General features: G+C 68.9%; 27 protein-coding genes and 1 tRNA gene. 7 read left to right on the top strand and 21 right to left on the bottom strand.

The features are described 5' to 3' along the window. Positions 1-65: 65 nt before the first annotated feature. Both DVK03_RS03125 and DVK03_RS03120 read right to left on the bottom strand, forming a co-directional pair. Positions 66-1,016, bottom strand: a complete 951-nt coding sequence (locus tag DVK03_RS03125; RefSeq protein WP_115802203.1) for a homoserine dehydrogenase — start codon at positions 1,014-1,016, stop codon at positions 66-68. Beyond that, the gene (locus DVK03_RS03120) at positions 1,013-1,546 is read right to left on the bottom strand and encodes a hypothetical protein (RefSeq protein ID WP_004065146.1); all 534 of its coding nucleotides are present in this window, start codon (positions 1,544-1,546) and stop codon (positions 1,013-1,015) included. Before DVK03_RS03120 ends, DVK03_RS03125 begins: the two co-directional genes overlap by 4 nt. Before the next feature lie 570 nt (positions 1,547-2,116). Between DVK03_RS03120 and DVK03_RS03115 the strand changes: the two genes are divergently transcribed. Further along, a complete protein-coding gene (locus tag DVK03_RS03115) occupies positions 2,117-2,563 on the top strand; it encodes an ester cyclase (RefSeq protein ID WP_115802202.1) in 447 nt (148 codons plus the stop codon). 238 nt (positions 2,564-2,801) lie between these two features. Here the strand turns inward: DVK03_RS03115 and DVK03_RS03110 are convergent, their stop codons facing one another. The 14 genes from DVK03_RS03110 to DVK03_RS03045 all read right to left on the bottom strand — a co-directional run bounded on the left by DVK03_RS03110 (position 2,802) and on the right by DVK03_RS03045 (position 14,065). Continuing rightward, positions 2,802-3,533, bottom strand: coding sequence for a hypothetical protein (locus DVK03_RS03110; RefSeq protein WP_004065151.1), 732 nt, complete (start codon positions 3,531-3,533; stop codon positions 2,802-2,804). A gap of 118 nt (positions 3,534-3,651) precedes the next feature. Continuing rightward, positions 3,652-4,119: an OsmC family protein gene (locus DVK03_RS03105; RefSeq protein WP_115802201.1), complete on the bottom strand. Its 468-nt coding sequence runs from the start codon at positions 4,117-4,119 to the stop codon at positions 3,652-3,654. 64 nt (positions 4,120-4,183) lie between these two features. After that, positions 4,184-4,768 (bottom strand): hypothetical protein, encoded by a 585-nt coding sequence (locus DVK03_RS03100; protein ID WP_006600671.1) that lies wholly within the window; start codon positions 4,766-4,768, stop codon positions 4,184-4,186. Further along, positions 4,765-5,538 (bottom strand): P-loop NTPase, encoded by a 774-nt coding sequence (locus DVK03_RS03095; protein WP_115802200.1) that lies wholly within the window; start codon positions 5,536-5,538, stop codon positions 4,765-4,767. The genes DVK03_RS03100 and DVK03_RS03095 overlap by 4 nt, the downstream gene beginning before the upstream one ends. 378 nt (positions 5,539-5,916) lie before the next feature. Further along, positions 5,917-6,930, bottom strand: a complete 1,014-nt coding sequence (locus tag DVK03_RS03090; protein WP_115802199.1) for a histidinol-phosphate transaminase — start codon at positions 6,928-6,930, stop codon at positions 5,917-5,919. A 99-nt stretch (positions 6,931-7,029) separates the two neighbouring features. Beyond that, entirely contained in the window at positions 7,030-7,785 is a 756-nt protein-coding gene (locus DVK03_RS03085) for an adenosylcobinamide amidohydrolase (protein ID WP_115802198.1), read from the bottom strand. Then, positions 7,778-8,800: a threonine-phosphate decarboxylase CobD gene (gene cobD, locus DVK03_RS03080; RefSeq protein ID WP_115802197.1), complete on the bottom strand. Its 1,023-nt coding sequence runs from the start codon at positions 8,798-8,800 to the stop codon at positions 7,778-7,780. The genes DVK03_RS03085 and cobD overlap by 8 nt, the downstream gene beginning before the upstream one ends. Next, positions 8,790-9,857, bottom strand: coding sequence for a nicotinate-nucleotide--dimethylbenzimidazole phosphoribosyltransferase (locus DVK03_RS03075; RefSeq protein ID WP_115802196.1), 1,068 nt, complete (start codon positions 9,855-9,857; stop codon positions 8,790-8,792). Before DVK03_RS03075 ends, cobD begins: the two co-directional genes overlap by 11 nt. Beyond that, positions 9,848-10,453, bottom strand: coding sequence for an NTP transferase domain-containing protein (locus tag DVK03_RS03070; protein WP_115802195.1), 606 nt, complete (start codon positions 10,451-10,453; stop codon positions 9,848-9,850). Before DVK03_RS03070 ends, DVK03_RS03075 begins: the two co-directional genes overlap by 10 nt. Next, the gene (cobS, locus tag DVK03_RS03065) at positions 10,453-11,217 is read right to left on the bottom strand and encodes an adenosylcobinamide-GDP ribazoletransferase (RefSeq protein WP_004065184.1); all 765 of its coding nucleotides are present in this window, start codon (positions 11,215-11,217) and stop codon (positions 10,453-10,455) included. The genes DVK03_RS03070 and cobS overlap by 1 nt, the downstream gene beginning before the upstream one ends. Further along, complete coding sequence (gene cbiB / locus DVK03_RS03060; protein ID WP_004065186.1) at positions 11,208-12,116, bottom strand: adenosylcobinamide-phosphate synthase CbiB; 909 nt, start codon at positions 12,114-12,116, stop codon at positions 11,208-11,210. Before cbiB ends, cobS begins: the two co-directional genes overlap by 10 nt. Next, positions 12,107-12,742 carry an HAD family hydrolase gene (locus DVK03_RS03055; RefSeq protein ID WP_004044348.1) on the bottom strand — a complete coding sequence of 212 codons (636 nt, stop codon included), beginning with the start codon at positions 12,740-12,742 and terminating at the stop codon, positions 12,107-12,109. Before DVK03_RS03055 ends, cbiB begins: the two co-directional genes overlap by 10 nt. 65 nt (positions 12,743-12,807) lie before the next feature. Next, positions 12,808-13,791: an aldo/keto reductase gene (locus DVK03_RS03050; protein ID WP_115802194.1), complete on the bottom strand. Its 984-nt coding sequence runs from the start codon at positions 13,789-13,791 to the stop codon at positions 12,808-12,810. Positions 13,792-13,991: 200 nt separating this feature from the next. Next, positions 13,992-14,065: transfer RNA gene (locus DVK03_RS03045), tRNA-Tyr, on the bottom strand. Between the two features lie 112 nt (positions 14,066-14,177). On the opposite strand from DVK03_RS03045, the gene DVK03_RS03040 reads away from it, so the two are divergent. From DVK03_RS03040 to ftsZ, 3 genes are all read left to right on the top strand, one after another. After that, the gene (locus DVK03_RS03040) at positions 14,178-14,780 is read left to right on the top strand and encodes a zinc ribbon domain-containing protein (protein ID WP_008605665.1); all 603 of its coding nucleotides are present in this window, start codon (positions 14,178-14,180) and stop codon (positions 14,778-14,780) included. Between the two features lie 212 nt (positions 14,781-14,992). Beyond that, complete coding sequence (locus tag DVK03_RS03035) at positions 14,993-15,178, top strand: ribbon-helix-helix domain-containing protein (protein WP_004973176.1); 186 nt, start codon at positions 14,993-14,995, stop codon at positions 15,176-15,178. Between the two features lie 2 nt (positions 15,179-15,180). After that, positions 15,181-16,383, top strand: coding sequence for a cell division protein FtsZ (gene ftsZ / locus DVK03_RS03030; protein ID WP_004044352.1), 1,203 nt, complete (start codon positions 15,181-15,183; stop codon positions 16,381-16,383). Positions 16,384-16,562: 179 nt separating this feature from the next. On the opposite strand, the gene DVK03_RS03025 is transcribed toward ftsZ, so the two are convergent. Then, a complete protein-coding gene (locus DVK03_RS03025) occupies positions 16,563-17,528 on the bottom strand; it encodes a TIGR00269 family protein (RefSeq protein WP_008605664.1) in 966 nt (321 codons plus the stop codon). A gap of 140 nt (positions 17,529-17,668) precedes the next feature. On the opposite strand from DVK03_RS03025, the gene DVK03_RS03020 reads away from it, so the two are divergent. Beyond that, positions 17,669-18,316, top strand: coding sequence for a hypothetical protein (locus DVK03_RS03020; protein ID WP_115802193.1), 648 nt, complete (start codon positions 17,669-17,671; stop codon positions 18,314-18,316). A gap of 60 nt (positions 18,317-18,376) precedes the next feature. On the opposite strand, the gene DVK03_RS03015 is transcribed toward DVK03_RS03020, so the two are convergent. Then, complete coding sequence (locus tag DVK03_RS03015; protein ID WP_006600677.1) at positions 18,377-18,658, bottom strand: hypothetical protein; 282 nt, start codon at positions 18,656-18,658, stop codon at positions 18,377-18,379. A gap of 75 nt (positions 18,659-18,733) precedes the next feature. Here DVK03_RS03015 and DVK03_RS03010 point away from each other — a divergent pair, with 75 nt between their 5' ends. Continuing rightward, a complete protein-coding gene (locus DVK03_RS03010; protein ID WP_004044356.1) occupies positions 18,734-18,949 on the top strand; it encodes a zinc ribbon domain-containing protein in 216 nt (71 codons plus the stop codon). Between the two features lie 17 nt (positions 18,950-18,966). On the opposite strand, the gene DVK03_RS03005 is transcribed toward DVK03_RS03010, so the two are convergent. Beyond that, positions 18,967-19,314: a helix-turn-helix domain-containing protein gene (locus DVK03_RS03005; protein ID WP_004044357.1), complete on the bottom strand. Its 348-nt coding sequence runs from the start codon at positions 19,312-19,314 to the stop codon at positions 18,967-18,969. 142 nt (positions 19,315-19,456) lie between these two features. On the opposite strand from DVK03_RS03005, the gene DVK03_RS03000 reads away from it, so the two are divergent. Beyond that, the gene (locus tag DVK03_RS03000) at positions 19,457-20,095 is read left to right on the top strand and encodes an NAD(P)-dependent oxidoreductase (protein WP_008605661.1); all 639 of its coding nucleotides are present in this window, start codon (positions 19,457-19,459) and stop codon (positions 20,093-20,095) included. Between the two features lie 63 nt (positions 20,096-20,158). Here the strand turns inward: DVK03_RS03000 and DVK03_RS02995 are convergent, their stop codons facing one another. Together DVK03_RS02995 and DVK03_RS02990 are read right to left on the bottom strand one after the other, a co-directional pair. Beyond that, positions 20,159-20,956 carry a class I SAM-dependent methyltransferase gene (locus DVK03_RS02995; RefSeq protein ID WP_233505989.1) on the bottom strand — a complete coding sequence of 266 codons (798 nt, stop codon included), beginning with the start codon at positions 20,954-20,956 and terminating at the stop codon, positions 20,159-20,161. Between the two features lie 82 nt (positions 20,957-21,038). Next, a complete protein-coding gene (locus DVK03_RS02990) occupies positions 21,039-21,914 on the bottom strand; it encodes a deoxyribonuclease IV (RefSeq protein ID WP_115802191.1) in 876 nt (291 codons plus the stop codon). Between the last annotated feature and the right edge of the window lie 30 nt (positions 21,915-21,944).

Raw genomic sequence — 21,944 nt, 5'->3', positions numbered from 1 at the left:
TGCGGCCGCCCGCAGCAGACTCGTTTCATCTCTTCTCGCCGCGAACTCGTACTCGTCGCCCGGCGTCAGTCAGCAAGCCGCTCGACGTCCGTCAGCACCGCGCTCGCCGTTTCTGGACCGCCGGCCCCGCGCCCGGTGATGCCCAGTCGGCCGCAGTAGTCGGCTTCGATTTGGACGGCGTTTTCCGTCCCCGACGGGGCGACCGCCCCGTTTGCGGACACCAGTCGCGGGCCGACGCGGACCGAACCGTCCGCGACTTCGACGATGAGTCGAATCGTCTGGCCGTCTTCCTGCGCGAGGTCGAGCATCCCCCCCGAGAGCTCCTGAATCCCCTCGACTTCGGCGTCGCCGAGCGTGAACTCCGTCTCGCCCTCGGCGAGGACGTTGGCGACGATGACGCCCTTGAGCGCCGTGTCCGTGCCGTCGACGTCGAAGGCCGGGTCGGCCTCCGCTACGCCGAGGTCCTGTGCCTCCGCGAGGACGTGTTCGTAGTCGAGTCCCTCGGCGGCCATCCGCGAGAGGACGAAGTTCGCCGTCCCGTTCAGCACGCCGTACACCGCCGACACGCGCGACGGGCCCACGTCCTCGATAGTCGAGAGGATGGGGAGCGCGCCGCCGACGGTCGCGCCGAAGCGGACGGTCCCCTCGCTGTCGGCTTCGAGCGCACGCACGTCGGCGTAGCGTTCCGCGACCGGGCCTTTGTTCGCCAAGACGACGTGGCAGTCGTCGGCTAGCGCGCGCTCGACGTGCGAAAAGCCGGGTTCGGCGTCACCGAGCGTCGTCGGCGTCGCCTCCACTAACACGTCGTAGTCGGCGTCGAACACCGATTCGGGGTCGGCATCCCCGACCACGCCGTCTTCTCGCTTCTTCGACAGCACCGCGTCGGCGTCGATGCCGTCGGCGTCGACGACGGCGCTGTCGGAGTCAGCGAACGCGGTCACGACGTGGCCGTGTTCGGCGGCGAGTTCGACGACGGCGCTGCCGACCGCACCGGCACCGAGGACGCAGAGCCTCACGCGCGACCCCCCACAGTCAGCGGCTCGACGAGCTGGAGGTCCTTCTCGTCGGCGATGTCGCGCATGGCCGAGAGGACGTCTTCGGTCGACCCCGATTCGGCGGCCAGTTGGAAGCGGGCGCTGGAGACGTCGATAGAGCCGGCGGGTGCGGACAGCGAGATATCGGTGACGGTCGCGTTCCGCGTCGCCTCGATCTGCGTCAGCGTGTCGGAGAGGTCCGTCTCGATGAGGTGTCCCGAGAGGATGATGGTCAGGCGCTCGCTGTACCGCTCGGTGCCGGCCTGGATGACGTTGATGCCGGCGTCGCTCAGCCCCTCGACGATGTTGTCGAAGCGGTCGGGCGTCGCCTCGATGTCGACTTCCACCGGGATGTAGCCGCGCGGGGTGACGTTGCCGCGCTCGTGGAAAATCGAGAGGAGGTTCCCCCCGTGTTCGGCGATGGGTTGCAGCGACCGCAGGAGTTCGCCGGGTTCGTCGACCAGTTCGAGTCGAAGCGTGTACGCCTGCACGTCGTTGTGGACCTCACTCATCTGTCCAACACCGTACTAACGCGTCGTTCATTGTCGAAGTTCGTGCGAGCACACCCATATACGTATTGCGTTCGAACGGGTCGGGCACCGGCCCCGGGCGCGGCCGCCGCCCCGTCTGCTGTGAGAGAGTCATCGCTGAGGGTTCGCCGTACGCGCGTCGGCCCGAAATGTGCACAGGTTCGCTACAAAGATTACCGCGCCGGGAGGTCGACCCGAGAACAGAGTAATGCATATGTCATACAGTATCGAATCGGGGGAATTCAGGGGGCGTGTGTTTGAAAAATCTAAGTCCGAAGATATCACTCGCGAATTGCCACTACTTATTTCGGTTACACAGCGTATTGGAGATTCGATAGAGGTCGTCCAAAACTCAATTCGAGAGAACCAAACGACGCTCGTCTTCTGTCCCTTTGTTGTGTCTGTTAAGAGCAGTACTGTCTGCTGGACGCCGAGAGATGCATAGAGAATAGTTAACAGCTCACACAGCGTAGGGTTCGGTGTATCCGCCGCCGGCGGTACGCGAGAACGCTGCGGTCTGCGGACGGGTGCGACGGAGAGGAGAGAACAAGAATGGCATCAGCAAGCACACCGACACCGACACCGACGGGGAACGAACGAATCGCGCGACGCTTCCCGGAGGAAGTCGCGAGCGAGGGGAGCGTCGGCCTCATCGACGAAATCTGCGCCGAGGACGTCCTCGACCACAGTCCGCTCGGGGAGGTCCGCGGACGCGACGAACTCAAAGCCCAGATTTCGGGACTCAAGGAGTCGTTCAGCGACTTCTCCGCGACGGTCGAAGACGCGATTACCGACGGCGACACGGTCGCCATGCGCGTCACGCTCCGCGGGACCCACGACGGCGCGTTCATGGGTATCGAACCGACCGGGAAGCCCATCGAAGTCGGCAACATGGTGTTTACCCGCATCGAAGACGGCGTGATTGCCGAGCGGTGGGTCCAACCGGACATGCTCGGCATGCTCACGCAACTCGGCGCTGTCGAACCGCCCACGGCGTGAGACCCGCCGAGACCGATATGTTTTGCGCGGCGGCCGCACGGCTCGACGGATGAGAAGGAAGAGCGCGGACGACCGGGCACCCGCCCGCACTCCACGGACACTGGGGAAAACCTCCCCTGTATACGCAACCCAAGTGCAGGTATCTACCTGCAGTAGACGCTACAACGTCCTCCATTAAAACATTTTTCAAATGTCATATGCTGCGTGTGTTCAGAACACACGCCTGGCGGCCGAACGGTCAGCCGTCGAACGTCGAAAGGCGGCGGCGCTCCTGTGCGAGGATTCGCTCCCAGTAGTCGAACAGGACGCTGTCGAGGTCGTACACGTCGGCGATGCGGCGGACCCACTCGTCGTCCGAAAACAGCAGTCGCTGGAAGCTCCGCACGTCGGGGTCGAGTTCCTCCCGCCGGCCGGCGTAGTAGGCGACGGTCTGCTCGCGGGTTCGCTCGACCAACAGCGGCGGGACGAAGATGCCCGACTCGCGGGCGACGTAGACGAACCACTCCAGGTGGAGGACGGCGTCGGCGAGGACGAACCGCTCGGCGAAGCCGTCGACGCACGCCGTCGCGGGGCGGCCGTCGACGTACACGTCTTCGGGGCGGGAGAACCGCGGCACCGACAGGTGCGGGAGGTCGTCGGCGTACTGCTCGGCGACCCGCCGGAGTCGGTAGTCGGCGTAGGCGCACGGGGCCGCGAGGCCGAGTTCGTACCACAGCGGCATCCACTGACAGAACGGGTCGCAGAACGCCGCGTCGGCCAGTAGGTCTGCGGCGACGGAGCGGGCGAGGTCCGGGGGCAGGTCGGTTCGCCCCGCGCGCATGGCGTCCGTCGCGCGGACCACCCGCGACTCGAAGTCGCCGACGCGGAGGCCCATGCCCGCAGCCACGTCGTGGACGTACTCGGCACCGATTCGGTACCAGTCCGCGAAGTCGGCGGGCCGGCGGAGTCGAAGGAGGCGCAAAACGGTCACAGGGGAGCTACGGGTGACGGCGGTTTGGCTCTGTCCCCGTGGTGACGGCGAAAAACGAAACAGGCGGCGCGGTCGACGGGCGATTCCCGCGGCGGCGACGGCGACGCGAGTGCGGCAGCTACCGCCGGTCGAACGAGAGCGCGAGCGGCGTCGCGTTGCGCAGGTTGTCGCTGACCGGACAGCGCGCTTCGACCGCGGCGAGCCACGCGTCGATGGTTTCGGCGTCGGCGTCGACGTCGGCGGTGACCGCGACGCGAATCTCTTGGTAGCCGGCGCGGCCGTCCTCGCGCTTGCCCATGAACGTCGCGGGGTTCAGGTCGCCCTCGATGGCGATTTCGAGGTCGCGAACGTCGAGGTCCATCTCGCGGGCGACGACGTGGGCCGTGACGTTCAGACAGCCGGCGAGCGCGCCGAGGACGTACTCGACGGGGTTCGGGCCGGCGTTCGCCCCGCCCAGCGATTCGGGCTCGTCGACGACGAACTCGAAGTCGCGGACGGAGACGCGGGTCTCGGTCGGTGATTCGGCCGCCGCGGCGACGGCGAACGTCAGGGTCTGGTTCTGGGTCTGGGATTTCTCGGTGGACATACCTAGAGGGAGACGCCGCAGAGCGATAGCCACAGAAGACGGTTCTCAACCGTCGAGAAGCGTGTCAGCGACTGTCCGGGCCGGCGTCTATCGCGGCCGACTCGTCGGCGCCGTCCGCCAGCACGTCGTCGAGCCCCCACTCCGACGCCCTCGCGCGGGCCTCCTCGCGGGCCTCGGACCGAATCTCCTCGATGGCGTCGGCGTCGGCGAGGAACGCTTCGACCGCGCTCTGGTCGCGGCTCTCCTCGCGGCGCGCGGCGGGGGCGGCGTCGAGGGTCTTCGTCGCCAACCGCTCGTCGCCGGCGAGAATGCGGGCCGGCTCGCCCGGCGGGACGCGGAACGCCTCGACCTCGTGGGCGTCCGCGAGCTCCGCGGCGTCGACGGCGTGGACCGCGGCGCGGGTCGGGCCGGTGACGGCGAACCCCTCCAGCCCGTCGCGGCCGCCGACCTCGCGTTCCGTGTCGTAGGCGAGGACCGGAACTCCGTCTTCGAACGTGACGACGCCGCGGGTGGTCTCGCCGAGCAGGAGCGCGTCCTGCGGCTCGAAGACGACGTAGCCGGTGAGTTCCTCGTCGAGCACCGTCCGAAGCACCGCCGCCGCGTCGTCGACGACGCGCGACCGACGGAGTTCGCCCCGCGGGATTCTCATATTCGCTCGGGGACGACGGCGCTCTTGAACCGCTCTGCGACCTCGCGGCCGTCGCCGTCGCGCACGTCGAGTCGGGCGGCCGCCTCGCGGAAGGCGTCGGCCGCCGGGTCGTCGGGGGCGTGCGCGAGGAGGGGTTTGCCCTCGCGGCGGGCCGCGCGGACCGCGTCGCTCTCGGGGACCGACGCGAGCGTCTGTCCCCCGAAGTAGCGGCCGGCCTGCTCGGCGATTGTCTCCACGTTCTCGTCGGGGCGCACGCGGTTGAACACCACGCCCGCCGTGTCGGTGCCGTAGGAGTGGGCGTACTCCTGGACTTTCAGCCCGTCGGACAGAGACGGCACGGTGGGCTGGAGGACGACGACGATGCGGTCCGCGAGGACGACGGGGAGCACCGCGCTCTTGGAACCGAGCGCGGCGGGCGAATCGAGGAGCAACACGTCCGTGTCGGCCGCGAGCTCGGCGACCACGTCGCGGAGGCGACCGGGGTCCGCGGCCTCGAACGCCGCGAGACTCGTCCCACAGGGGACGACAGACAGCCCGAACCGCTCGTACACCGCGTCGGACACCGCGGCGTCGTGGTCGTCGATGAGTAAGTCGTGGAGCGTCACGTCGGCGTCGTCCAATCCGGCGTGGAAAAGCAGGTTCGCCATGCCCGTGTCCGCGTCGATGACGGTCACGTCGTACTCCTCGGCGAGCGCCATCCCCAGCGCGAGCGTACTCGTCGTCTTCCCGGTGCCGCCCTTCCCGCTGGCGACGGCGAACGCCTCGACCATGCCCCCACGTGCCCGGCGATTTCGCATAAGTGTTCGGAACGGGGGTGGACGCGCGCCGACGAATATCGTGCCAACTAGTAACAAGCATTAATAGTGAGGCCAACAGTGTGTGAAACGACCACCGATGTTCAGAATTGTCATCCAATCGTTCGCTTTCGCAGTCGAGGACTCGACGTTCGCGGTGTACGCGACCCTCCTCACCATCGCGTTCATCGTGTACCTGAATCGGTGACGGCGGTTCGAATCGCGGCGTGCAACCGAGTTCCGCGGCCCCATCCGGGACGGAACTGCGACCGTCGGCTGGCGTCGGCTCGGCGGCGAGTCGTCGGTGAGTCGGCGTTCGCGCCCCGGCGAGCGGTCGGTGGGTGACGCGGTTGCTCAGGACGCCTCGGCGAGCGCGTCGAGCAAGCGGTCGTTTTCGTCCGGGCGGCGGACGCTGATTCTGACGTGCGAGTCGAGGCCCTGATAGTCGCGGGCGTCGCGGACGGCGAAGCCGCGCCGTCGGGTCTCGCGGAGGACGCAATCGACGTCGTCGGCGCGGAACAACACGAGCGCGCTGTCGGCGGGGTGCGGGTCGTAGCCGAGCTGGTCCAGCCCCGCAATCACCCTCGGGCGCTCCCGTTCGACCCGGTTCCGCGTGGCTTCGAGGAAAGCCTCCTGTTCGAGACAGAACGTCGCAACCTCCACCGCCGGAGCCGAAAGCACCCACGTACAGCGCGCCCGCGAGAGCCGGTCACCGAGGTCGCCCGTCGCGGCCGCGAAGCCCGCGCGGAGCGAGGGGACGCCGAAGACGTTCGTCACCGAGTGGAGCGCGATGACGCCGTCGAGGCCGGCCGTGCTCGGGAGGCGCGTGAAGCCGAGGTACGTCTCGTCGACGATGACGGGCGTGTCGGCCCGGCGGCAGCCGTCGATGAACGCCCGAAGCTCGTCTCGCGGGTACGCGGTCCCGACCGGGTTGGCGGGATAGCTGAGAATCACCGCCGCGTGCTCGGCGGGGTCGACGGTTTCGAGGAGGCGGTCGTGCGGAACGTGGACCGGGTCGCCCCCCTGAAGCCGGATTTCGCGGGCGTACTCGCCGCAGCAAGGGGCCGGAAGCGCCACGCTGTCGCCGGGCGAGACGGTCACGCCGACGGCGAGTCGGAGCGCTTCGATGACGCCAGCGGCGGGGATGACCTCGTCGGGGTTGCAGCCGACGAACTCCGCGGCGGCGACGCGGAACCGCGAGTAGTCGTCCAGCGAGTCCCGCCGCGCCGTGGCGAGCGCCGATTCGTAGACGCCAGCGAGGCCGGACGGGTGTTCGGGGTTCGAACCGGTGCTGAAATCGACGAGCGAGTGGTCGGCGGTCCCGCCGTGAGTCACGTGGTCGACGTCGGAAACGGAACCGGGGTCCATACCGACCTGCTAGCTACCAACCATAATCAAGGCTTCTCCGGGGACCACTTAGCTACCACCGTGGATTCTTCGGCCGGAAACGCGTTTCGCCGGCGGTTCTCAAATCGGAGCGACGGTCGCGCGGTCGTCAGCGACGACGCCGTAGTTCGCCTCGTCGACGCCCCGCGGTATCGGCCCGGCGTCGTACCGCGAACCGAGGCTCGCGAGCACCGCGTCGCGGACGCAGACCCGGGCCGCGTTGCCGACCTCGGTCGCGCTCCCCGAGAACGTCGCCGGGTCGCCGGCGGGGTCGCACGCGGCGACGACCGCGTCGGTCGTCGTCCCCGGCGCGCCGCAGCGCGCGAGGAGCGTCGCCGCCTTCGCCTCGGCGGCCACGGCGACGAGGTTCGCGAGCGCGCCCGGCTCCAGCGACCGTGTCGTCCCGACGAAGACGTTGACCGTTCCGACCGGGTCGTCTCGGTCGTCTCGGTCGTCTCGGTCGTCTCGGTCGTCGCCGGCCGCCGCGTCAGGCGCGTCCGACGCGTCTCCCCACTCGCGCGGGTCGTCGTCTATCGGGAGTTCCGCCGGGTTCGACACGCCCGCGGTGGCGACGACTTCGACCGGGCCGAACCGGGCGCGCCGGGCGTGTTCCTGCCCGACGCCCGTCAGGAGCGTCGGCCCGCGCTCGTCGAAGCCGGCCGCCGAGAGCCGCCGTTCGACGTACGCGTCGAGGTCGGTCTCGGGCCAGCCCTCGGGGACGGTGACGTTGAACGCGGCGTCCGCCCGCGAGTCGCCCCCGGCGTAGCCCGTCGAGAGCCAGCGCGTCTCCGGCCGGGCGAGTCGGCAGACGCCGTCGCGGCGCGCCGTCTCAAACATCGTCGGCGACGGCGGCGAGCGCCCGGAGCAGTTCGTCGTTCTCGTCGGGGCGTTTCACCGCGACGCGGACGTGCGAGTCGAGCGTCGGAAACGTCGTCGCGTCCCGGACGGCGACCCCGCGGTCGCGGGCGGTCTCGACCACCGCGTCGACGTCGCGGTCGCCGACGTCCACGAGGAGAAACGGCGCGTCCGACGGGGACACCGCGAAGGCGTCGGACAGCGTCTCGCGGAGTCGCTCGCGCTCGGCCGAGACGCGCGCTCGCGTTCGCGAGACGAACTCGGCGTCGTCCATGCAGTACGCGCCGACGGCGGCCGCGGGCGTCGAGAGCGACCACGCCCGCCGGGCGACGGCGAGCCGGTCGCCGAGGTCGCCGGTGGCGACGGCGAACCCGGCGCGGATGCCCGGCAGTCCGAACATCTTCGTCAGCGACCGGGCGACGACGACGCCGGGTTCGCCCGCGAGGCTCGGTTCGTCGGTGAAGTCGAGAAACGCCTCGTCGACGACGAGCGTCGTCTCCGCCTCCCGACAGCGCGCCGCGAACGCCCGGAGGTCGTCGGCGGGCGCGAGTTCGCCCGTCGGGTTGTTCGGCGTGCAGACGACCGCGACCGCGTGGTCCGCGGGGTCGGCGTCGAGAATCGCGTCGTGGGCGACCGCCACCGGCTCCGCCCCTTGCAGGCGAATCTCGCGGTCGTACTCCCCGAAGCTCGGTTCGGGGACGAGCGCGGTGTCGCCCGGCGAGAGCGTCACTTCGAACGCGAGTCGCAGGGCTTCGAGGCCGCCGGCGGTCGGCACGACCGCCTCGGGGACACAGCCGACGTAGTCGCCGGCGGCCCCCCGAAAGTCGGCGTAGTCGTCGTCGGGGTAGCGGGTCGAGGCGTCGAACGCCTCGCGGTACACCGCCTCGACGCCGTCGGGGCGCTCGGGGTTCGTGTTCGCGCTGAAGTCGAGAACGGTCGGGTCGGTCGTCCCGCCGTGGGGGACGCGGCTCCCCGCCCGGACGGACTCAGGGTCCATCGTCGATGTCTGCGTCGGCGTCGACGCCGCCAGCGTCGGCTCCGCCGGCGTCGGCCGCCGCGGTTCCGGTTCCGGTCTCGACGGCTTCGGGGTCCAGCGTGGAGAGCACGTCGAGCGTGGCCGCCTCCACGTCGTCGAGGACGCCCATCCGGTCGGCGAGCATGAGCGCGCCGCCCATGCCCGCGCCCTCCTTTGCCTCGCCGGCGGCGTAGCGGTCCAGCGGGTGCGTCTCGAAGCCGGGGTCGGTGACCGTCAGTTCGAGGTCGAACGCCTCGGCGGCGTCGGCCAACTCGGGCACGTCCTCGGCGAGGTACGATGTCGTTGCGAGCGTCAGGTCGCCGTTCGCGCCGGCGTGGCGAGCGAGCGCGGCGGCCGCGAGCAGTTGGGTCCCGCCGCCGAGCGTCACGTCGATGCCGGTTTCGAGCGCGCCGACGGTGAGGCCGGCGACGACCGGAAGCACCGGGTCGCCGAGGTAGCGGGCGGCGCGCCGGGGTTTGTGAGCCGCGAAGCCGGGTTCGACGTCGCTGGCTTCGAACGCCTCGGCGACGACCTCCTCTTTCAGGCTCGTGGGGTTGTCCGGGAGCGACGACGAGACGGGGAACTCCTCGCCGAGCGCGCGGAACACGGCGAGCGCGGTGGTCGTCCCGCCGGGGACGGTCTCGCCGATGACGAGTTCGTCTTCGGGGAGCGCGAGGCCCATCCGCCGGGCCGCCTCGAACGCGCCGGGCGCGGTCGGGACCGGTTCGCTCTCGCGGATGTCGCGGCCGGGTCGCGCGCCCACGTCGATGGTCGGCGCGGCGCTCGGCTTCGCGAGGCCGGCGTCCACGGTGAGCACGTCGAAGCCGGTGAGCTGCTTGACGGCGCGGGTGACGGCCGCGGGCGTCGGACAGCCCATCGGGCTGACCGGCGTCACCGGCGAGCGGACGGGCTCGCCGTACTCGATGATTTCGGCGTCCGCGCTCGGCGTGTGGCCGACGAGCGACGGCTCCGCGCCGGCGGCGCTGATACCGGGTATCTTCGCCGTCTCGGTCGTGCCGGCGACGAGGACTACTCGCATCGGTCCTCCGCGAGTTCGATGTCTGTCGGGCGGTTCACGTTGAGTGCCAGTCGGGTGTCTGTGGAGAGGTACATGGTCGAGTGCGTGTCGGTGTCGGTGTCGGTGTCTGCGTCGGTATCAATTGTCGCGTCCGCGGCCGCGGGGCCGACGACGCCCAGCCCGGTCGGGCAGACGGCGGTCCCCTCGTGGTCGAAGACGAGCGCGTCGTCGACGCTGGCTCCGAGGTCGCGCTTCAGTTCGACGGGGACGCACGCGGTGGCGGCCCCGCCGTCCGCGGCCGAAACGACCGCATCGACGTGTTCGGGAGCCACGAGCGGGAGGTCGGAAACGACGGTGACGACCGGCCGGGAGACGCGGTCGAGCGCGAATCCGAGGTCGGAGACGTAGCCGTCGCCGGGAGCCTCGATGGGGTCGAGACCGAGGTCGGCGGCGCGCTCGCGGGTGTTCGGCGTGTGCGGCGAGGTGACGGCGCGGACGGTCTCGGCGCTCGACTCGCGGAGCGCCGCGGCGACCCGGTCGAGCATGGGTCGCCCGCAGATGTCCACGAGCGGCTTTTCGACCGGCGCGTCGAGGCGGGTGCCGCGGCCGCCGCACATCACGAGAGCGTCCACGTCACCACCCCCGCGTGGACGGCCGCGGCGCGGGCCAGTTCGTTCGTCGCGCCCAGCAGGTCGCCCGAGACGCCGCCGAGTCGGGCGCGGCCCCACGAGCGAACGAGCAGCGCGACGACCGGCCCGCAGCAGAGCGCCGCGACGACGGCGGGGCCGCCCGTGACCGGCGCGAGCGCGACGAGCGGGAGACAGGCCACGGCGACGGCGAGCAGCCCCGACGGACTGTTCTCGCCGACGAGCGCCGAGCCGAGTCCCTCGTGGGCGGGCGCGCCGAGACAGACCAGCGTCGCCATGCCGGCTTTCGCGCCGACCTCGGCGGCGAGCGCGATTGCGACGGCGGCCGTGAGGCCGACGCGACCGCCCGCACCGGCGAGGCCGAACGCGCCGAGCGCGAGGACGACGAGCGTCAGCCCGAACGCGAGCAGGCCGCCGACGCCCGTCTGCGAATCCTTCAGGACCGACAGCCGGCGGTCGGCGTCGCCGTGGACGACCGCGGCGTCGCCGAGGTCCGCGAGGCCGTCGGCGTGGGTGACGCCCGTCACGAGATACAGCGTCACGAGGTACAGCGCGGCCGCGGTCGGAATCGGCAACGGGAGCAACAACGGGAGCGCGGCCAGCGCGCCGACGACGTAGCCGGCGAGCGGAAACGCCACGGGCGCGCGCCTGAAAGCGTCCCAGTTCGCCTCGTCGCCGCCGACGGGGAGGCGAGTGAGGAAGCCGAGCGCGCCGCGGAGGGCGGTCAGAACCACGCGACCACCCCCGCGACGGCGAACGCGAGGAGGCCGGCCCGCGAGACGAGTCGGACGCCCCGCGCGGCGGTCGCCGCGTCGGGAGCCTCGGGCCCCCCGTCGAGCAGGTAGTGCCCGGGCTTTTCCAGTCGCGTCTCGAGCAGGACCGCGAGCGTCGCCATCGGCCACCCCGAGTTGGGCGACGACGGTCGTCGCGCCAACCCGCCGACCCGCGTCACCGTGGCCGGCGCGCCGGCGACGACGGCCAGTAAGACGGCCGCGACGCGCGCCGGAAGCCACATCACCGCGTCGTCGAGGCGGGCCGGGACGCGGCCGACCGGCTTGTGTCGGTAGCCGAGCATCGAATCGAGCGTGTTGACGCCCTTCACCCACGCGGCCGCGCCGACCGCGAGCGGGAGCGAGACGGGCGCGAAGAGCGTAAACGCGAGCAACGGGGCGACGAGGCCGTCGGCGAGGTTCTCGGCGGCGCTCTCGACGGCGGCGCTCCGGATATCGGCCGCCGACAGCGACGACGGGTCGCGCCCGGCCAGCGCCCGGAGTTCGTACCGGGCGGTATCGAGGTCGGATTCGTCCGCCGTAGCCGAGACGACCGCCGCGGCCGCGTCGAGGAGCATCCGGAGGCTCGTGGTCGAAAACAGCGCGAGCGCCGCGACGGCCGCGCCGAGCCACGGCGAGACGAGCGTCGCGCCCCACGTCACAGCCGCGGTGACGCCCGCGGCGAGCGCCGGAAGCGCGACGGCCGTGACCGCGCCGACGAGCGTCGGACGGGACCACTCGCGGTCGACGGGCGAGACGAGTCGGCCGAACAGCGCGACCGGGTGGACGCGCGCCGGCGGTTCGGCGAACCCTCGGTCCAGCGCCGCGGCGGCGACGACGGCGGCCGCGGCGGTCACGGGCACGGGTCCTCCCCGGCTCGCAGCCTCGCCGCGACCGATTCGAGCGTCGTCTCCCGGAGGTTCACGAACCGGCCGCCGACCGCCTCGATACCGCCGTCTGCGTCCGGGTCGTCGCCGACGTGGAGCAACTCGGCCGCGTCGACCCCGAGGCCGCGGGCCGCCGCCTCGAACGCCTGCCGGTGGGGTTTCCGCCAGCCGCAGGCGACGCTCGTCGTGATGTCGTCGAAGCCGCGCCGGTCGAGGTCCGACCGGATGAGCGTCCGCGCGACGAGTTCGGGGACCGAACAGTTCGAGAGGAGGCCGACCGCGCCGGCCTCGCGGGCAGCCGCGACCGCGTCGACCGCGCCGGGACGGGTCGTCACCTCGGGGTCGAACGCCGTGATGACCGCGCGACGAGCGGCGTTGTCCGGCGAGTCGACGCCCCGAGACCGGAGCGCCGCGGCGACGTGCGCCGGAAGCGGGACCTCCGCGCCCTCGGGCGCGTCGATGTGAACCTCGCGGTAGGCGTCGTCCCAGTCGTCGGGGACGGCGACGCCGTACTCGCGGAGCGCGTCCGCGACCGCCGAACCGGGATCTGACGGGTACTCGGCGTCGACGAGCGTGCCGAAGAGGTCGAACGTGACTGCCACTAGAATTTCATTGGCGAAACTGTACTTGAATATAGCGAAGCGGGGGGTTCGGCCGCGGTCTCAGGTCACCACCGATGGTGGACGTGCTCTCGCGCGTACGCGTTGTACACTTCTTCGACGCGCTCGAACTGGTCTGCTGACAGCGGTGGGAGCGACGCCGCGGCGACGTTGTCGCGGATGTGTTCGGGCGACTTCGACCCGGGAATGACGGTGCTCACGGCGTCGAACGAGAGAATCCAGCGGAGCGTGAACTGCGCGAGCGAGACGCCCTCGGGGACGACCTCCTGTATCGAATCCGCGGCTTCGAGACCGTCTTCGAACGGGATTCCGGCGAACGTCTCGCCCACGTCGAACGCCTCGCCGTGTCGGTTGAAGTTCCGGTGGTCGTTCTCGGCAAACTCTGCGTCTGCGGAGAGCGCGCCGGTGAGCAGCCCCGACGCGAGCGGGACGCGAACGATGACGCCGACGTTCCGGCGCGCCGCCTCCCGGAAGAACAGCTCTGCGGGTCGCTGTCGAAGCGGATTGAAGATTATCTGTACCGTCTCCACGCCGTCGTACTCGATGGCCTTGAGCCCCTCTTCGACCTTCTCGACGCTCACGCCGTAGTGGTCGATTTTCCCGGCGTCGCGGAGCTCCGACAGGGCATCGAACACCTCGGGCTGGTAGTACACCTCTCGCGGCGGGCAGTGAAGTTGGACGAGGTCGAGCGAGTCGACGCCGAGGTTGTCCCGGCTCCGGTCCACGAACCGTTCGAGGTTCTCGCGGTTGTAGCCGTCGGCCTCGTGGGGGTCGAGCCGCCGCCCCGCCTTGGTGGCGACGGTGACGTCGTCGTCGCGGTCCGCGAGCACGTCGCCGATGCGGCGCTCGCTGTCGCCGTCGCCGTACACGTCCGCGGTGTCGAGGAAGTCGATGCCCGCGTCGAGCGCCGCCTCGATGGCGTCGTACGCCTCGTCGTCGGTCACCGAGCCCCAACTGCCGCCGAGCTGCCACGTCCCCAGCGCGATTTCGGAAACGTCGAATCCGGTCGTGCCGAGCGGTCGAGAATCCATGCCGTTTGCTTCCGAACAGACGGGGGTAAATCACGGGGTCGCGGCGAGATATACTCCGATTGTTCGTGAGGGTCTGAGGCGACGGAACGGGGGACACTACGGGACGGAATCAACGAGGGCCGTTCCCCGATTTGAACTCACTCGCAACGCGTTGCGTTGCTCGTTGCTCAAACCGGCTCGACCGGATTTTGCAAGCAAAATCCGCTCTCCCCGATTTGAACGGGGGACAAGCCGATCTACAGTCGGCTGCTCTGCCAGGCTGAGCTAAGAGCGGTCACCGATTCGTATCCGGTCGACGCGTTTAACCATTATCATTCTCGCTGCCGCGTGTGCTGTGTGTCAGACAGGTGCGAACATTGATATGCCGCCGAGATAATCCCGGAGTAATGAGTAAAATCACGTTCCGCGCCGACGACGCCCTCGTCGAGCGCTTGGACCGCCTCGACACCTCGAAAAGCGAGGTGATGCGCGAGGCACTCCGCCAGTACCTCGACGAACTGGAACGTGACGACGGCGCGGACGCCGCGGACGACGCGTCCGACACCGCCGGTCTCGACGGCGCGCTCTCCGCGCGGGTCGAGGAACTCGTCGACGAGCGACTGGACGAACGGCTCCCGGCGCTCGTCGAGGAAGCCGCGGCGGCCCGCGAGTCCGAGCGTCCGACGCCCTCCGACCTGAACGTCAACATCAACGTCGATGGTTCGAACGGCGAATCTCGCGTAAACGCGGGTGTCGACACCGAATCGACCCCGAGTACGGTTCGTAAGACACGGGACGAACTGGAGTCCGGCGACGCGGACGACCCCGACATGACCTGTGGCCAATGTGGCGAATCCGTGGGTCCAGACCATGTTTACTGCCCGAACTGCGGTGAAAAGACGTCCCACCGCGTGTTCTGCGAGTGCGGCGACGAACTCCGCTCGGACTGGGCGTTCTGCCCCGACTGCGGCCGTCGGACGCCCGCAGCCGACGTTCTGGAACAAGCATAACCGGCGATTAAAGCCCCCTATACGGGATATTCAGCCTCTGTCTTACAACCGCCGTTACATTTATATTCTATCCCTCTGTGGTGATTATCGCGTAAGACGGTTGTCTTACAGCCACCCGACGGCGGCCCGTATCCCGGCGTCGTCCGTCGGTTTTCGGGTGTAAGACACTCGCACACGAGTGCGGAGCGCCGTCTTACCGGGGGAATGTAAACATGGAGCGTGTGACACTACGAATTCCGAAGCAGCAAATCGAGGAGGTCGAGCGGATGGTCGAGACGGGAGAGTTCCCGAACCGATCCGAAGCCATCCGTTCCGCCGTTCGCGATATGCTCAATGAACAGACGACCGACAAGCGACAGCGCGAATCTACCAGCAAGCGCGGCTGGGCAAAGGTGTAACTATGCAGGATATCGTTCGCGAGGCGATGGAACGGGACGAGGCCGAGCGTCAGACGCAGTCGTCGCTCGAAGACAGCGACGACCAGTTCGGTGACCCGCGAATCGTCATCGTCGGTGCCGGTGGTGCTGGCAACAACACCATCAACCGCCTGTACAACATCGGTGTCGAGGGGGCCGACACGGTCGCCATCAACACCGACAAGCAGCACCTGAAGATGATCGAAGCGGACACGAAAATCCTCGTCGGGAAGTCCCTGACGCAGGGTCTCGGCGCCGGTGGTGACCCGTCGATGGGTGAGCGCGCGACCGAGATGGCACAGGGCACGATCAAAGACGTGCTCGGCGACGCCGACCTCGTGTTCGTCACCGCGGGGATGGGCGGTGGCACCGGGACCGGTGCGGCCCCCGTCGTCGCGAAGATCGCAAAGGAGCAGGGCGCAATCGTCGTGGGCATGGTCTCGACCCCGTTCAACGTCGAGCGCGCCCGCACGGTCAAGGCCGAGGAGGGACTCGAAAACCTCCGCAACGAGGCCGACTCCATCATCGTGCTGGACAACAACCGCCTCCTCGATTACGTCCCGAACCTGCCCATCGGCAAGGCGTTCTCGGTCATGGACCAGATTATCGCCGAGACCGTCAAGGGCATCTCGGAGACCATCACGCAGCCGTCCCTCATCAACCTCGACTACGCCGACATGTCGACCATCATGAATCAGGGCGGCGTCGCGGTGATGCTCGTCGGCGAGACCCAAGACAAAAACAAGACCCAAGAGGTGGTCAACGACGCGATGAACCACCCGCTTTTGGACGTGGACTACCGCGGTGCGTCCGGTGGCCTCGTCCACATCACGGGCGGCCCCGACCTCACGCTGAAGGAGGCCGAGGGAATCGCGAGCAACATCACCGAACGGCTGGAAGCCGCCGCGAACGTCATCTGGGGCGCTCGCATCCAGGACGAGTACAAGGGGAAAGTCCGCGTCATGGCCATCATGACGGGCGTCCAGTCCGCGCAGGTGCTCGGCCCCTCGACCCAGAAGCAGGCCGACAAGTCGCGTCAGAGCATCCAGTCCCGAGAGTCACAACAGCAGCACTCGGGTTCGGAGTTCGATAGCTCGGAGCGAGCCCAGACGGCCCAGAGCGGCACGTGGTCCGACGGCGGCCGCGACGAAGTCGAGAAGAACAACGGTCTCGACGTCATCCGGTAACGCCCTGTCCGACCCGCGCGGACGCCGCCGCGCCCGTCGGGTTTCGTGGGTTCTTTTTCGCTGACGTGGATTTCTTCGACCGCGAGCGTCGCCGCCGATTCGGTCGACGCGACCGCACCCGGTTCTGTCTGACCCGTAAGACGCGTCAGAAAACGAGTTTCGTGTCGTTCCGTAGCCGCTCAGACCGCTTCTATCGACTCGATGAGTCGGCACTTCCGACAGACGTCGCCGGCGGTTTTCGACCCGCAGCGCTCGCAGTCGTTGAGGTCGACGCGACCCTCGCCGCGATACTCGCGGGCGGTCAGTTCGGCCAACTCCTCGTAGCCCGCCATGATGGAATGTCGGGTGCCGGGGTGGTTCTCTTCGAGTTTCAACAACAACTGCTGAATCTCGCCGCGGTAGGCCTCCGAGGAGTGGGGGCACTCGGTGATGTGCGCCGGGAGGTCCTTCAGGTGGGCGTAGAGCGCGACTTCCTTTTCGGGCACGTCGCGCAGCGGCTTGGCCCGCGGGATGAACTCGCCGGCGTCGCGACGCTTTTCGAAGTCACCGATGCTGGCGTCGAAGTGCTTTGCGACCTGCTTGAGGTCGCCCTCGAAGAAGTTCATGAGCGCCGTCTGCGCCTCGTCGTCGAGGTTGTGCCCCGTGAGCAGTTTGTCCGCGCCGAGTTCGTCGGCGAAGCGTTCGAGCAGGTCGCGGCGGAACACCCCGCAGTAGGCGCAGGCGGCCATGTTCTCGGGGTCCTTCTCGACCACGTCGTCCATCTGGACGCCGAACTCGTCCTCGTAGGTGGCCAGTTCGTGGTGGATGTCGAGGTCCTCCGCGAGTTCGACGCAGGCGTCGACGGACTTGTCGCGGTAGCCCTCGATGCCCTCGTGGATGGTGAGGGCGACGAGTTCGATGCGCGGGTCGCGCCCGAACGTGTCGTCGAGGATGTGTGTGAGGACGACGCTGTCTTTGCCGCCGGACAGCCCGATAACCCACGTCTGTGGGTTCTCGGGACTGGCGTCTCGTGGGAGCATGTTGTCCTCGCGGATGCGGCGGCGCACGCGTTTCTCGACCGAGGCGCAGAAGTGGTCGTCGCAGAGGTGGGCCCCGGAGTAGGCCGCGTGCATCACCGCGTCGCGGCCGCACTTGTCGCACTCCATTGCCGGTCGGTTGCCCGGCAGGAGGGATACGGGTTTCGCCTCGGGGCGACCGCGGCGTCGCTCGCGCGCCCGGCGGCTCGACCGCACTCGGTCACGCTCGGTCGCAACCGGTTTGACCCTCCGAACCCCACGGACAGTCGATGGACAGAGACGCCGCCCTCGACCGCGTCGACGCCGTCGTCGACGCCGTCGAGTCCGAGACGCTCCCCGTCCCGGTCCGCGAGGTGTGGGTCTACGGCGACGTGGCGCTCGGTCTCGACCCCCTCGACCGACTCGACGTGTACGTGACGAAAGACATCCTCCTCCGCGGCGACCCCGACGCGGCCGAATCGTTCGAGCGGTCCCACGGCGTGAAGGGCGTCGGCAAGAGCGTCCGCGCCGAGTGGGCGCGCGAACACCCCGACCTGCTGCGAGCCAACGCGAACGGCTACGCCGCCCCCGAGAAGTGTCTCGCCGCCCACCTCCTTCCGGACGACGACGAACCGGTCCACCTCGAAGTGTGTAACGCCTCCTTCGAGGACAACGTCACCCAGCGGCTGAAAGGCGCGGTCGAACGCGAGGCCTACGAGCAGATTCTCGACCCCCGCGGCGTCTGTCTCTACGCCGACGGCCAGCGCTCGTCGGACGCGATGTCGAAGCTCCGAAACGGCGAGTTCGCCTTCCCGACGCTCTCGGGCGCGCTGGAGATGCTCGGACTGGAGGACGACGATGCCGAGACGGCAGTCGAGGCGATGCGGGCCTATCGGGCCGAACAGACCGGCACGTCGGTCCGCGGCGACGTGGTCTGAGGCCGGAGTCGAGTCGAGGCCGCGACGACTCGAAGTCGAAACCGAGTCAGAGCCGCCCGGCTACCAGTCGCGGTCGCCGTCGCGGTTGCGGCCGCGGTCGTCGGTGCGGTCGGCGTCGGGGCCGAACTCGTCGCCGCGGCCGCCTCCGCTCGGGCGTCGGTCGGTCCCTCGGCCGCGTTGTTCGTTGTAGCGCCGCCCCTCGTCGCGGGCGCGACGCTCCGCCTCCTCGCGACTCATCGTCGGCGGGTCGCGCGTCTCGGCTTGAATCCCGGCGTAAAGGGCGACTGCGGCACCGATACTGAGGAGGGCGAAGAGGAAGAACACGAGACCACCGACGGACATGTGCGTACTCGCGAACGCGAGAAAGGAAGTGGTTTCGGAGGTACATTTTTCACCGGGGTAGTTCAACGGTTCAACATGAGCCCTCCACCAAGCGCCGACCGAGACGGCTGTCCGAAATGCGGCCACTCCGAGACCGAAATCGACTCCATCGCAACCACGGGAGGCGGCCTCTCGAAGATGTTCGACATCCAGAACCGACAGTTCACCGTCGTCTCGTGTGCGAACTGCGGCTACTCCGAACTCTACCGCGGTCAGTCGAGCGGGAACTTCGTCGACCTGTTCCTCGGCTGACTACCGGCCGAGCCCGCTTACGACTCCGCGCCGCCGTCTTCCGACATCCATTTTTCGCCCCACTCGGAGATGTCGTCGAACGCCGGGAGCAGTTCCTCGCCTTTCTGCGTGAGCGAGTAGTACACCGCGATGGGACTGCCGTCTTCGACCTCCCGCTCGACGTAGCCCAACTCTTGGAGGTCGTCCAGCACGCGAGAGAGCGTCTGGGAGTTCGCGCCCGTCGCGCGCTTGAGTTCGTTGAACCGGAGGTCGCCCTCGCGCAGTACGTGGATGACCGTCATCCGCCACCGCGAGCCGATTTCTTCGAGCGTCTTGATGACCGGACACTGTTCGTACTTCGCTTCGAGGTTCTGGTGCGGTGACATCGACGTGACCTACTCACACCGAGGTTCGCTTAACTATATTAAACTCACTCTCCTTGACCAAGTATGACGATGTAACCGCATCGTCGCGGCGAACCGGACGACGAACACGACGCACGAACACCCACACCCACACCATCTCATCATGAACGTACTCCTCCTCGGTGCGAGCGGCCGAATCGGCACGCGAATCGCCAACGAACTCCTGAACCGCGGACACGCGGTGACCGGCGTCTCCCGAAGCGGCGAAATCGACGGCGTCGACGACCCCGACTTCTCGGCGGTCGCCGGCGACGCGACCGACGCCGACCAAATCGCGCGACTCGCCGCGGGCCACGACGCGGTCGCCTCCGCGCTCGGCCCGAGCGACGGCGAGTCGCCCGAGGTCCTCGTCGAGATGCTCGACGCCGTCGTCGACGGGATGCGCCGCGCCTCGGTCGACCGCCTCGTCTGGACCGGCGGCGCGGGCATCCTGAACGTCGGCCCCGACACGCGACTCATCGACTCGCCGGAGTTCCCCGAGGAATGGAAGCCCGTCGCCAGCGCCGCCATCGAGGCGTACGGCCTGCTCGAAGACGCCGACGACCTGGAGTGGACCTACGTCGCGCCCGCGGCGTTCATCGAACCCGGCGAGCGCACCGGCGAGTTCCGAACCGCGCGCGGCGAACTCGTCGCCGACGAGGACGGCGAGAGCCGCATCTCCATGGAGGACTTCGCAATCGCCTTCGCTGACGAACTGGAGAGCGGCGACGCCGTCCACGAACAGCTCGCGGTCGGCTACTGAGCAGACAGTCTCGTTTTTCGGCCGGCGACTCGGCCATCGGTTCGGCCCGTCGAACAGGCCCGACTACACTCGCCCCGTCGTCACGTCGAACGGGACGACCTCGGCCCGACGGTACTCGCCGTCTCGAATCTGCTGGACGACCTCGCGGCCCATCTCTCGCCACTCGCGGCGGACGGACTCGTAGGAGTCGTCGTCGAGTCCCCGACGGAGATCGGCCTCGTGGCGGTCCAACCCCTCGCCGGTCGCCTTCTTCGCCGCGCTCCGAACGTCGTGGTCGTCGTACGGCGGCTCGGTCAGCTTGCGGTGGTGGTACCGGCGAGTCCCCACGACCGACAGGCCGGCGTCGTCGAACAGCCCGCGGACGCGGTCGCCGAGCGCCACGTCGGTCGCCACGCCGTCGCGGAAGGCGTCTCTGACGCGGCGGTCGAGCGCGGCCTCGGATTCGACGGTCGAGTCGACGCCGACGGCGGCGTTGTCGGGTTCGACCGTCGCCACGAGGTCCGACGAAACGCGGGCGAACTCCGAGAGGGCCGCTGTCGGCTCGGGGAGGTTCACGAGGAGCGCCTGACAGACGACCAAATCGAAGCTGCCTGCGGCGAAGGGAAGCCGGGTCGCGTCGCCGGCGACCGTCTCGATGCCGGCGCGGTCGGCGGCGACAGAAAGCAGGTCGGTGTCGGCGTCGACGCCGACGACGCGGGCGTCCGAGGCCTCCGCGAGGACGCGCGTGAACTCGCCGGTCCCGCAGCCCACATCGAGGATGCGGGTCCGCCCGCCGAGGTCGAGGTCCCCGAGGGCCGCGCGGGAGTCGTCCCACATACCGTCTCGCGTCCGCCGGAGGTACGATTCGGAGAAACGTCGCACACGCGGAGTCGGGCGCGGCGACCCAAAAAACAGTCGAAACGGTCGATGCGGGGGCTCAGCGGCCCTCCGCCTCGGCTCACCCTCAGTCGGCGCGGAGTTCGCGCACCCGCTCGATGTTCCACGCGAAGCCCTTGCCGTCCTCGGTGGGCGTCTCCAAGACGAGCGGCACGTCGTCGTCGACGATGGCGTCGTGGTTGATGAACGCGCGCATGCCCTCCTCGCCGATGAGGCCCTCTCCGATGAGGGCGTGTTCGTCCTTGTTCGTCCCGCACTCGTGTTTCGAGTCGTTGAGGTGGACGCACTTGAGGTGCTCTAAGCCGACCTCGGCGTCGAGTTCCGCGAACGTCTCGTCGACGCCTTCGGCCGTCGAGAGGTCGTAGCCCGCGGCGAACGCGTGGGCGGTGTCGAGACAGACGTCGAGGTCCTGGTCGGACTCCTCGAGGACGTAGCCGAGGTGGGCGAAGTCGTCGCCCATCTTGGTGCCCGAGCCCGCGTCGGACTCGATGAGGACGGTGACGCCGTCGGGGATGTCGAGGTCGTCGAGGACGGAGACGGCGTTGTCGAGGCCCTGCTGTTCGCCCGCGCCGGTGTGCGCGCCGAGGTGGACGTTCACGTACTCGATGCCGAGTTTGTCGGCCATGTCGACCTCCGTCTGCATCGAGTCCAGCGACTTCTGCCGGAGGCCGTCTTTGGGCGTACAGAGGTTGACGAGGTACGACGAGTGGATGACCCACGGCCCCGACAGTTTGTCGGCGGTCTGCTCGCGGAACAGTTCGGCCTCCTCGTCGGAGATGTCTGGGTCGCGCCACACCTGCGGCGAGGTGGTGAAAATCTGCCCGCAGTTGCCGCCGAAGGCGACCTGCCGGAAGACGGCGTTGGCGACGTTACCGTGCGGTGGCGTCTCGTCGTCGGACGAGACCTTCGAACTGGACATCGAGACGTGTGCGCCGACTTGCATGGGGAGTCCGACGGCGTACCCGAACAAAGG

This window comes from Haloferax sp. Atlit-109R (genome assembly GCF_003665865.1).
Lineage (GTDB): Archaea > Halobacteriota > Halobacteria > Halobacteriales > Haloferacaceae > Haloferax > Haloferax volcanii.
This window is presented reverse-complemented; position numbering and strand designations above follow the sequence as displayed.

Excerpts from the sequence above, each read along its gene's own strand:
- DVK03_RS03120 (WP_004065146.1), bottom strand. The coding sequence starts at position 1,546 with ATGAGTGAGGTCCACAACGACGTGCAGGCGTACACGCTTCGACTCGAA.
- DVK03_RS03115 (WP_115802202.1), top strand. The coding sequence starts at position 2,117 with ATGGCATCAGCAAGCACACCGACACCGACACCGACGGGGAACGAACGA.
- DVK03_RS03035 (WP_004973176.1), top strand. The coding sequence starts at position 14,993 with ATGGAGCGTGTGACACTACGAATTCCGAAGCAGCAAATCGAGGAGGTC.
- DVK03_RS03040 (WP_008605665.1), top strand. The coding sequence starts at position 14,178 with ATGAGTAAAATCACGTTCCGCGCCGACGACGCCCTCGTCGAGCGCTTG.
- DVK03_RS03050 (WP_115802194.1), bottom strand. The coding sequence starts at position 13,791 with ATGGATTCTCGACCGCTCGGCACGACCGGATTCGACGTTTCCGAAATC.
- DVK03_RS03095 (WP_115802200.1), bottom strand. The coding sequence starts at position 5,538 with ATGGTCGAGGCGTTCGCCGTCGCCAGCGGGAAGGGCGGCACCGGGAAG.
- DVK03_RS03070 (WP_115802195.1), bottom strand. The coding sequence starts at position 10,453 with ATGTGCGGCGGCCGCGGCACCCGCCTCGACGCGCCGGTCGAAAAGCCG.
- DVK03_RS03105 (WP_115802201.1), bottom strand. The coding sequence starts at position 4,119 with ATGTCCACCGAGAAATCCCAGACCCAGAACCAGACCCTGACGTTCGCC.
- DVK03_RS02990 (WP_115802191.1), bottom strand. The coding sequence starts at position 21,914 with ATGCAAGTCGGCGCACACGTCTCGATGTCCAGTTCGAAGGTCTCGTCC.
- DVK03_RS03075 (WP_115802196.1), bottom strand. The coding sequence starts at position 9,857 with ATGCGAGTAGTCCTCGTCGCCGGCACGACCGAGACGGCGAAGATACCC.
- DVK03_RS03025 (WP_008605664.1), bottom strand. The coding sequence starts at position 17,528 with ATGGAGTGCGACAAGTGCGGCCGCGACGCGGTGATGCACGCGGCCTAC.
- DVK03_RS03090 (WP_115802199.1), bottom strand. The coding sequence starts at position 6,930 with ATGGACCCCGGTTCCGTTTCCGACGTCGACCACGTGACTCACGGCGGG.
- DVK03_RS03010 (WP_004044356.1), top strand. The coding sequence starts at position 18,734 with ATGAGCCCTCCACCAAGCGCCGACCGAGACGGCTGTCCGAAATGCGGC.
- DVK03_RS03005 (WP_004044357.1), bottom strand. The coding sequence starts at position 19,314 with ATGTCACCGCACCAGAACCTCGAAGCGAAGTACGAACAGTGTCCGGTC.
- DVK03_RS03020 (WP_115802193.1), top strand. The coding sequence starts at position 17,669 with ATGGACAGAGACGCCGCCCTCGACCGCGTCGACGCCGTCGTCGACGCC.
- cobD (WP_115802197.1), bottom strand. The coding sequence starts at position 8,800 with ATGGACCCTGAGTCCGTCCGGGCGGGGAGCCGCGTCCCCCACGGCGGG.
- DVK03_RS03085 (WP_115802198.1), bottom strand. The coding sequence starts at position 7,785 with ATGTTTGAGACGGCGCGCCGCGACGGCGTCTGCCGACTCGCCCGGCCG.
- DVK03_RS03000 (WP_008605661.1), top strand. The coding sequence starts at position 19,457 with ATGAACGTACTCCTCCTCGGTGCGAGCGGCCGAATCGGCACGCGAATC.
- DVK03_RS03100 (WP_006600671.1), bottom strand. The coding sequence starts at position 4,768 with ATGAGAATCCCGCGGGGCGAACTCCGTCGGTCGCGCGTCGTCGACGAC.
- DVK03_RS03015 (WP_006600677.1), bottom strand. The coding sequence starts at position 18,658 with ATGTCCGTCGGTGGTCTCGTGTTCTTCCTCTTCGCCCTCCTCAGTATC.
- ftsZ (WP_004044352.1), top strand. The coding sequence starts at position 15,181 with ATGCAGGATATCGTTCGCGAGGCGATGGAACGGGACGAGGCCGAGCGT.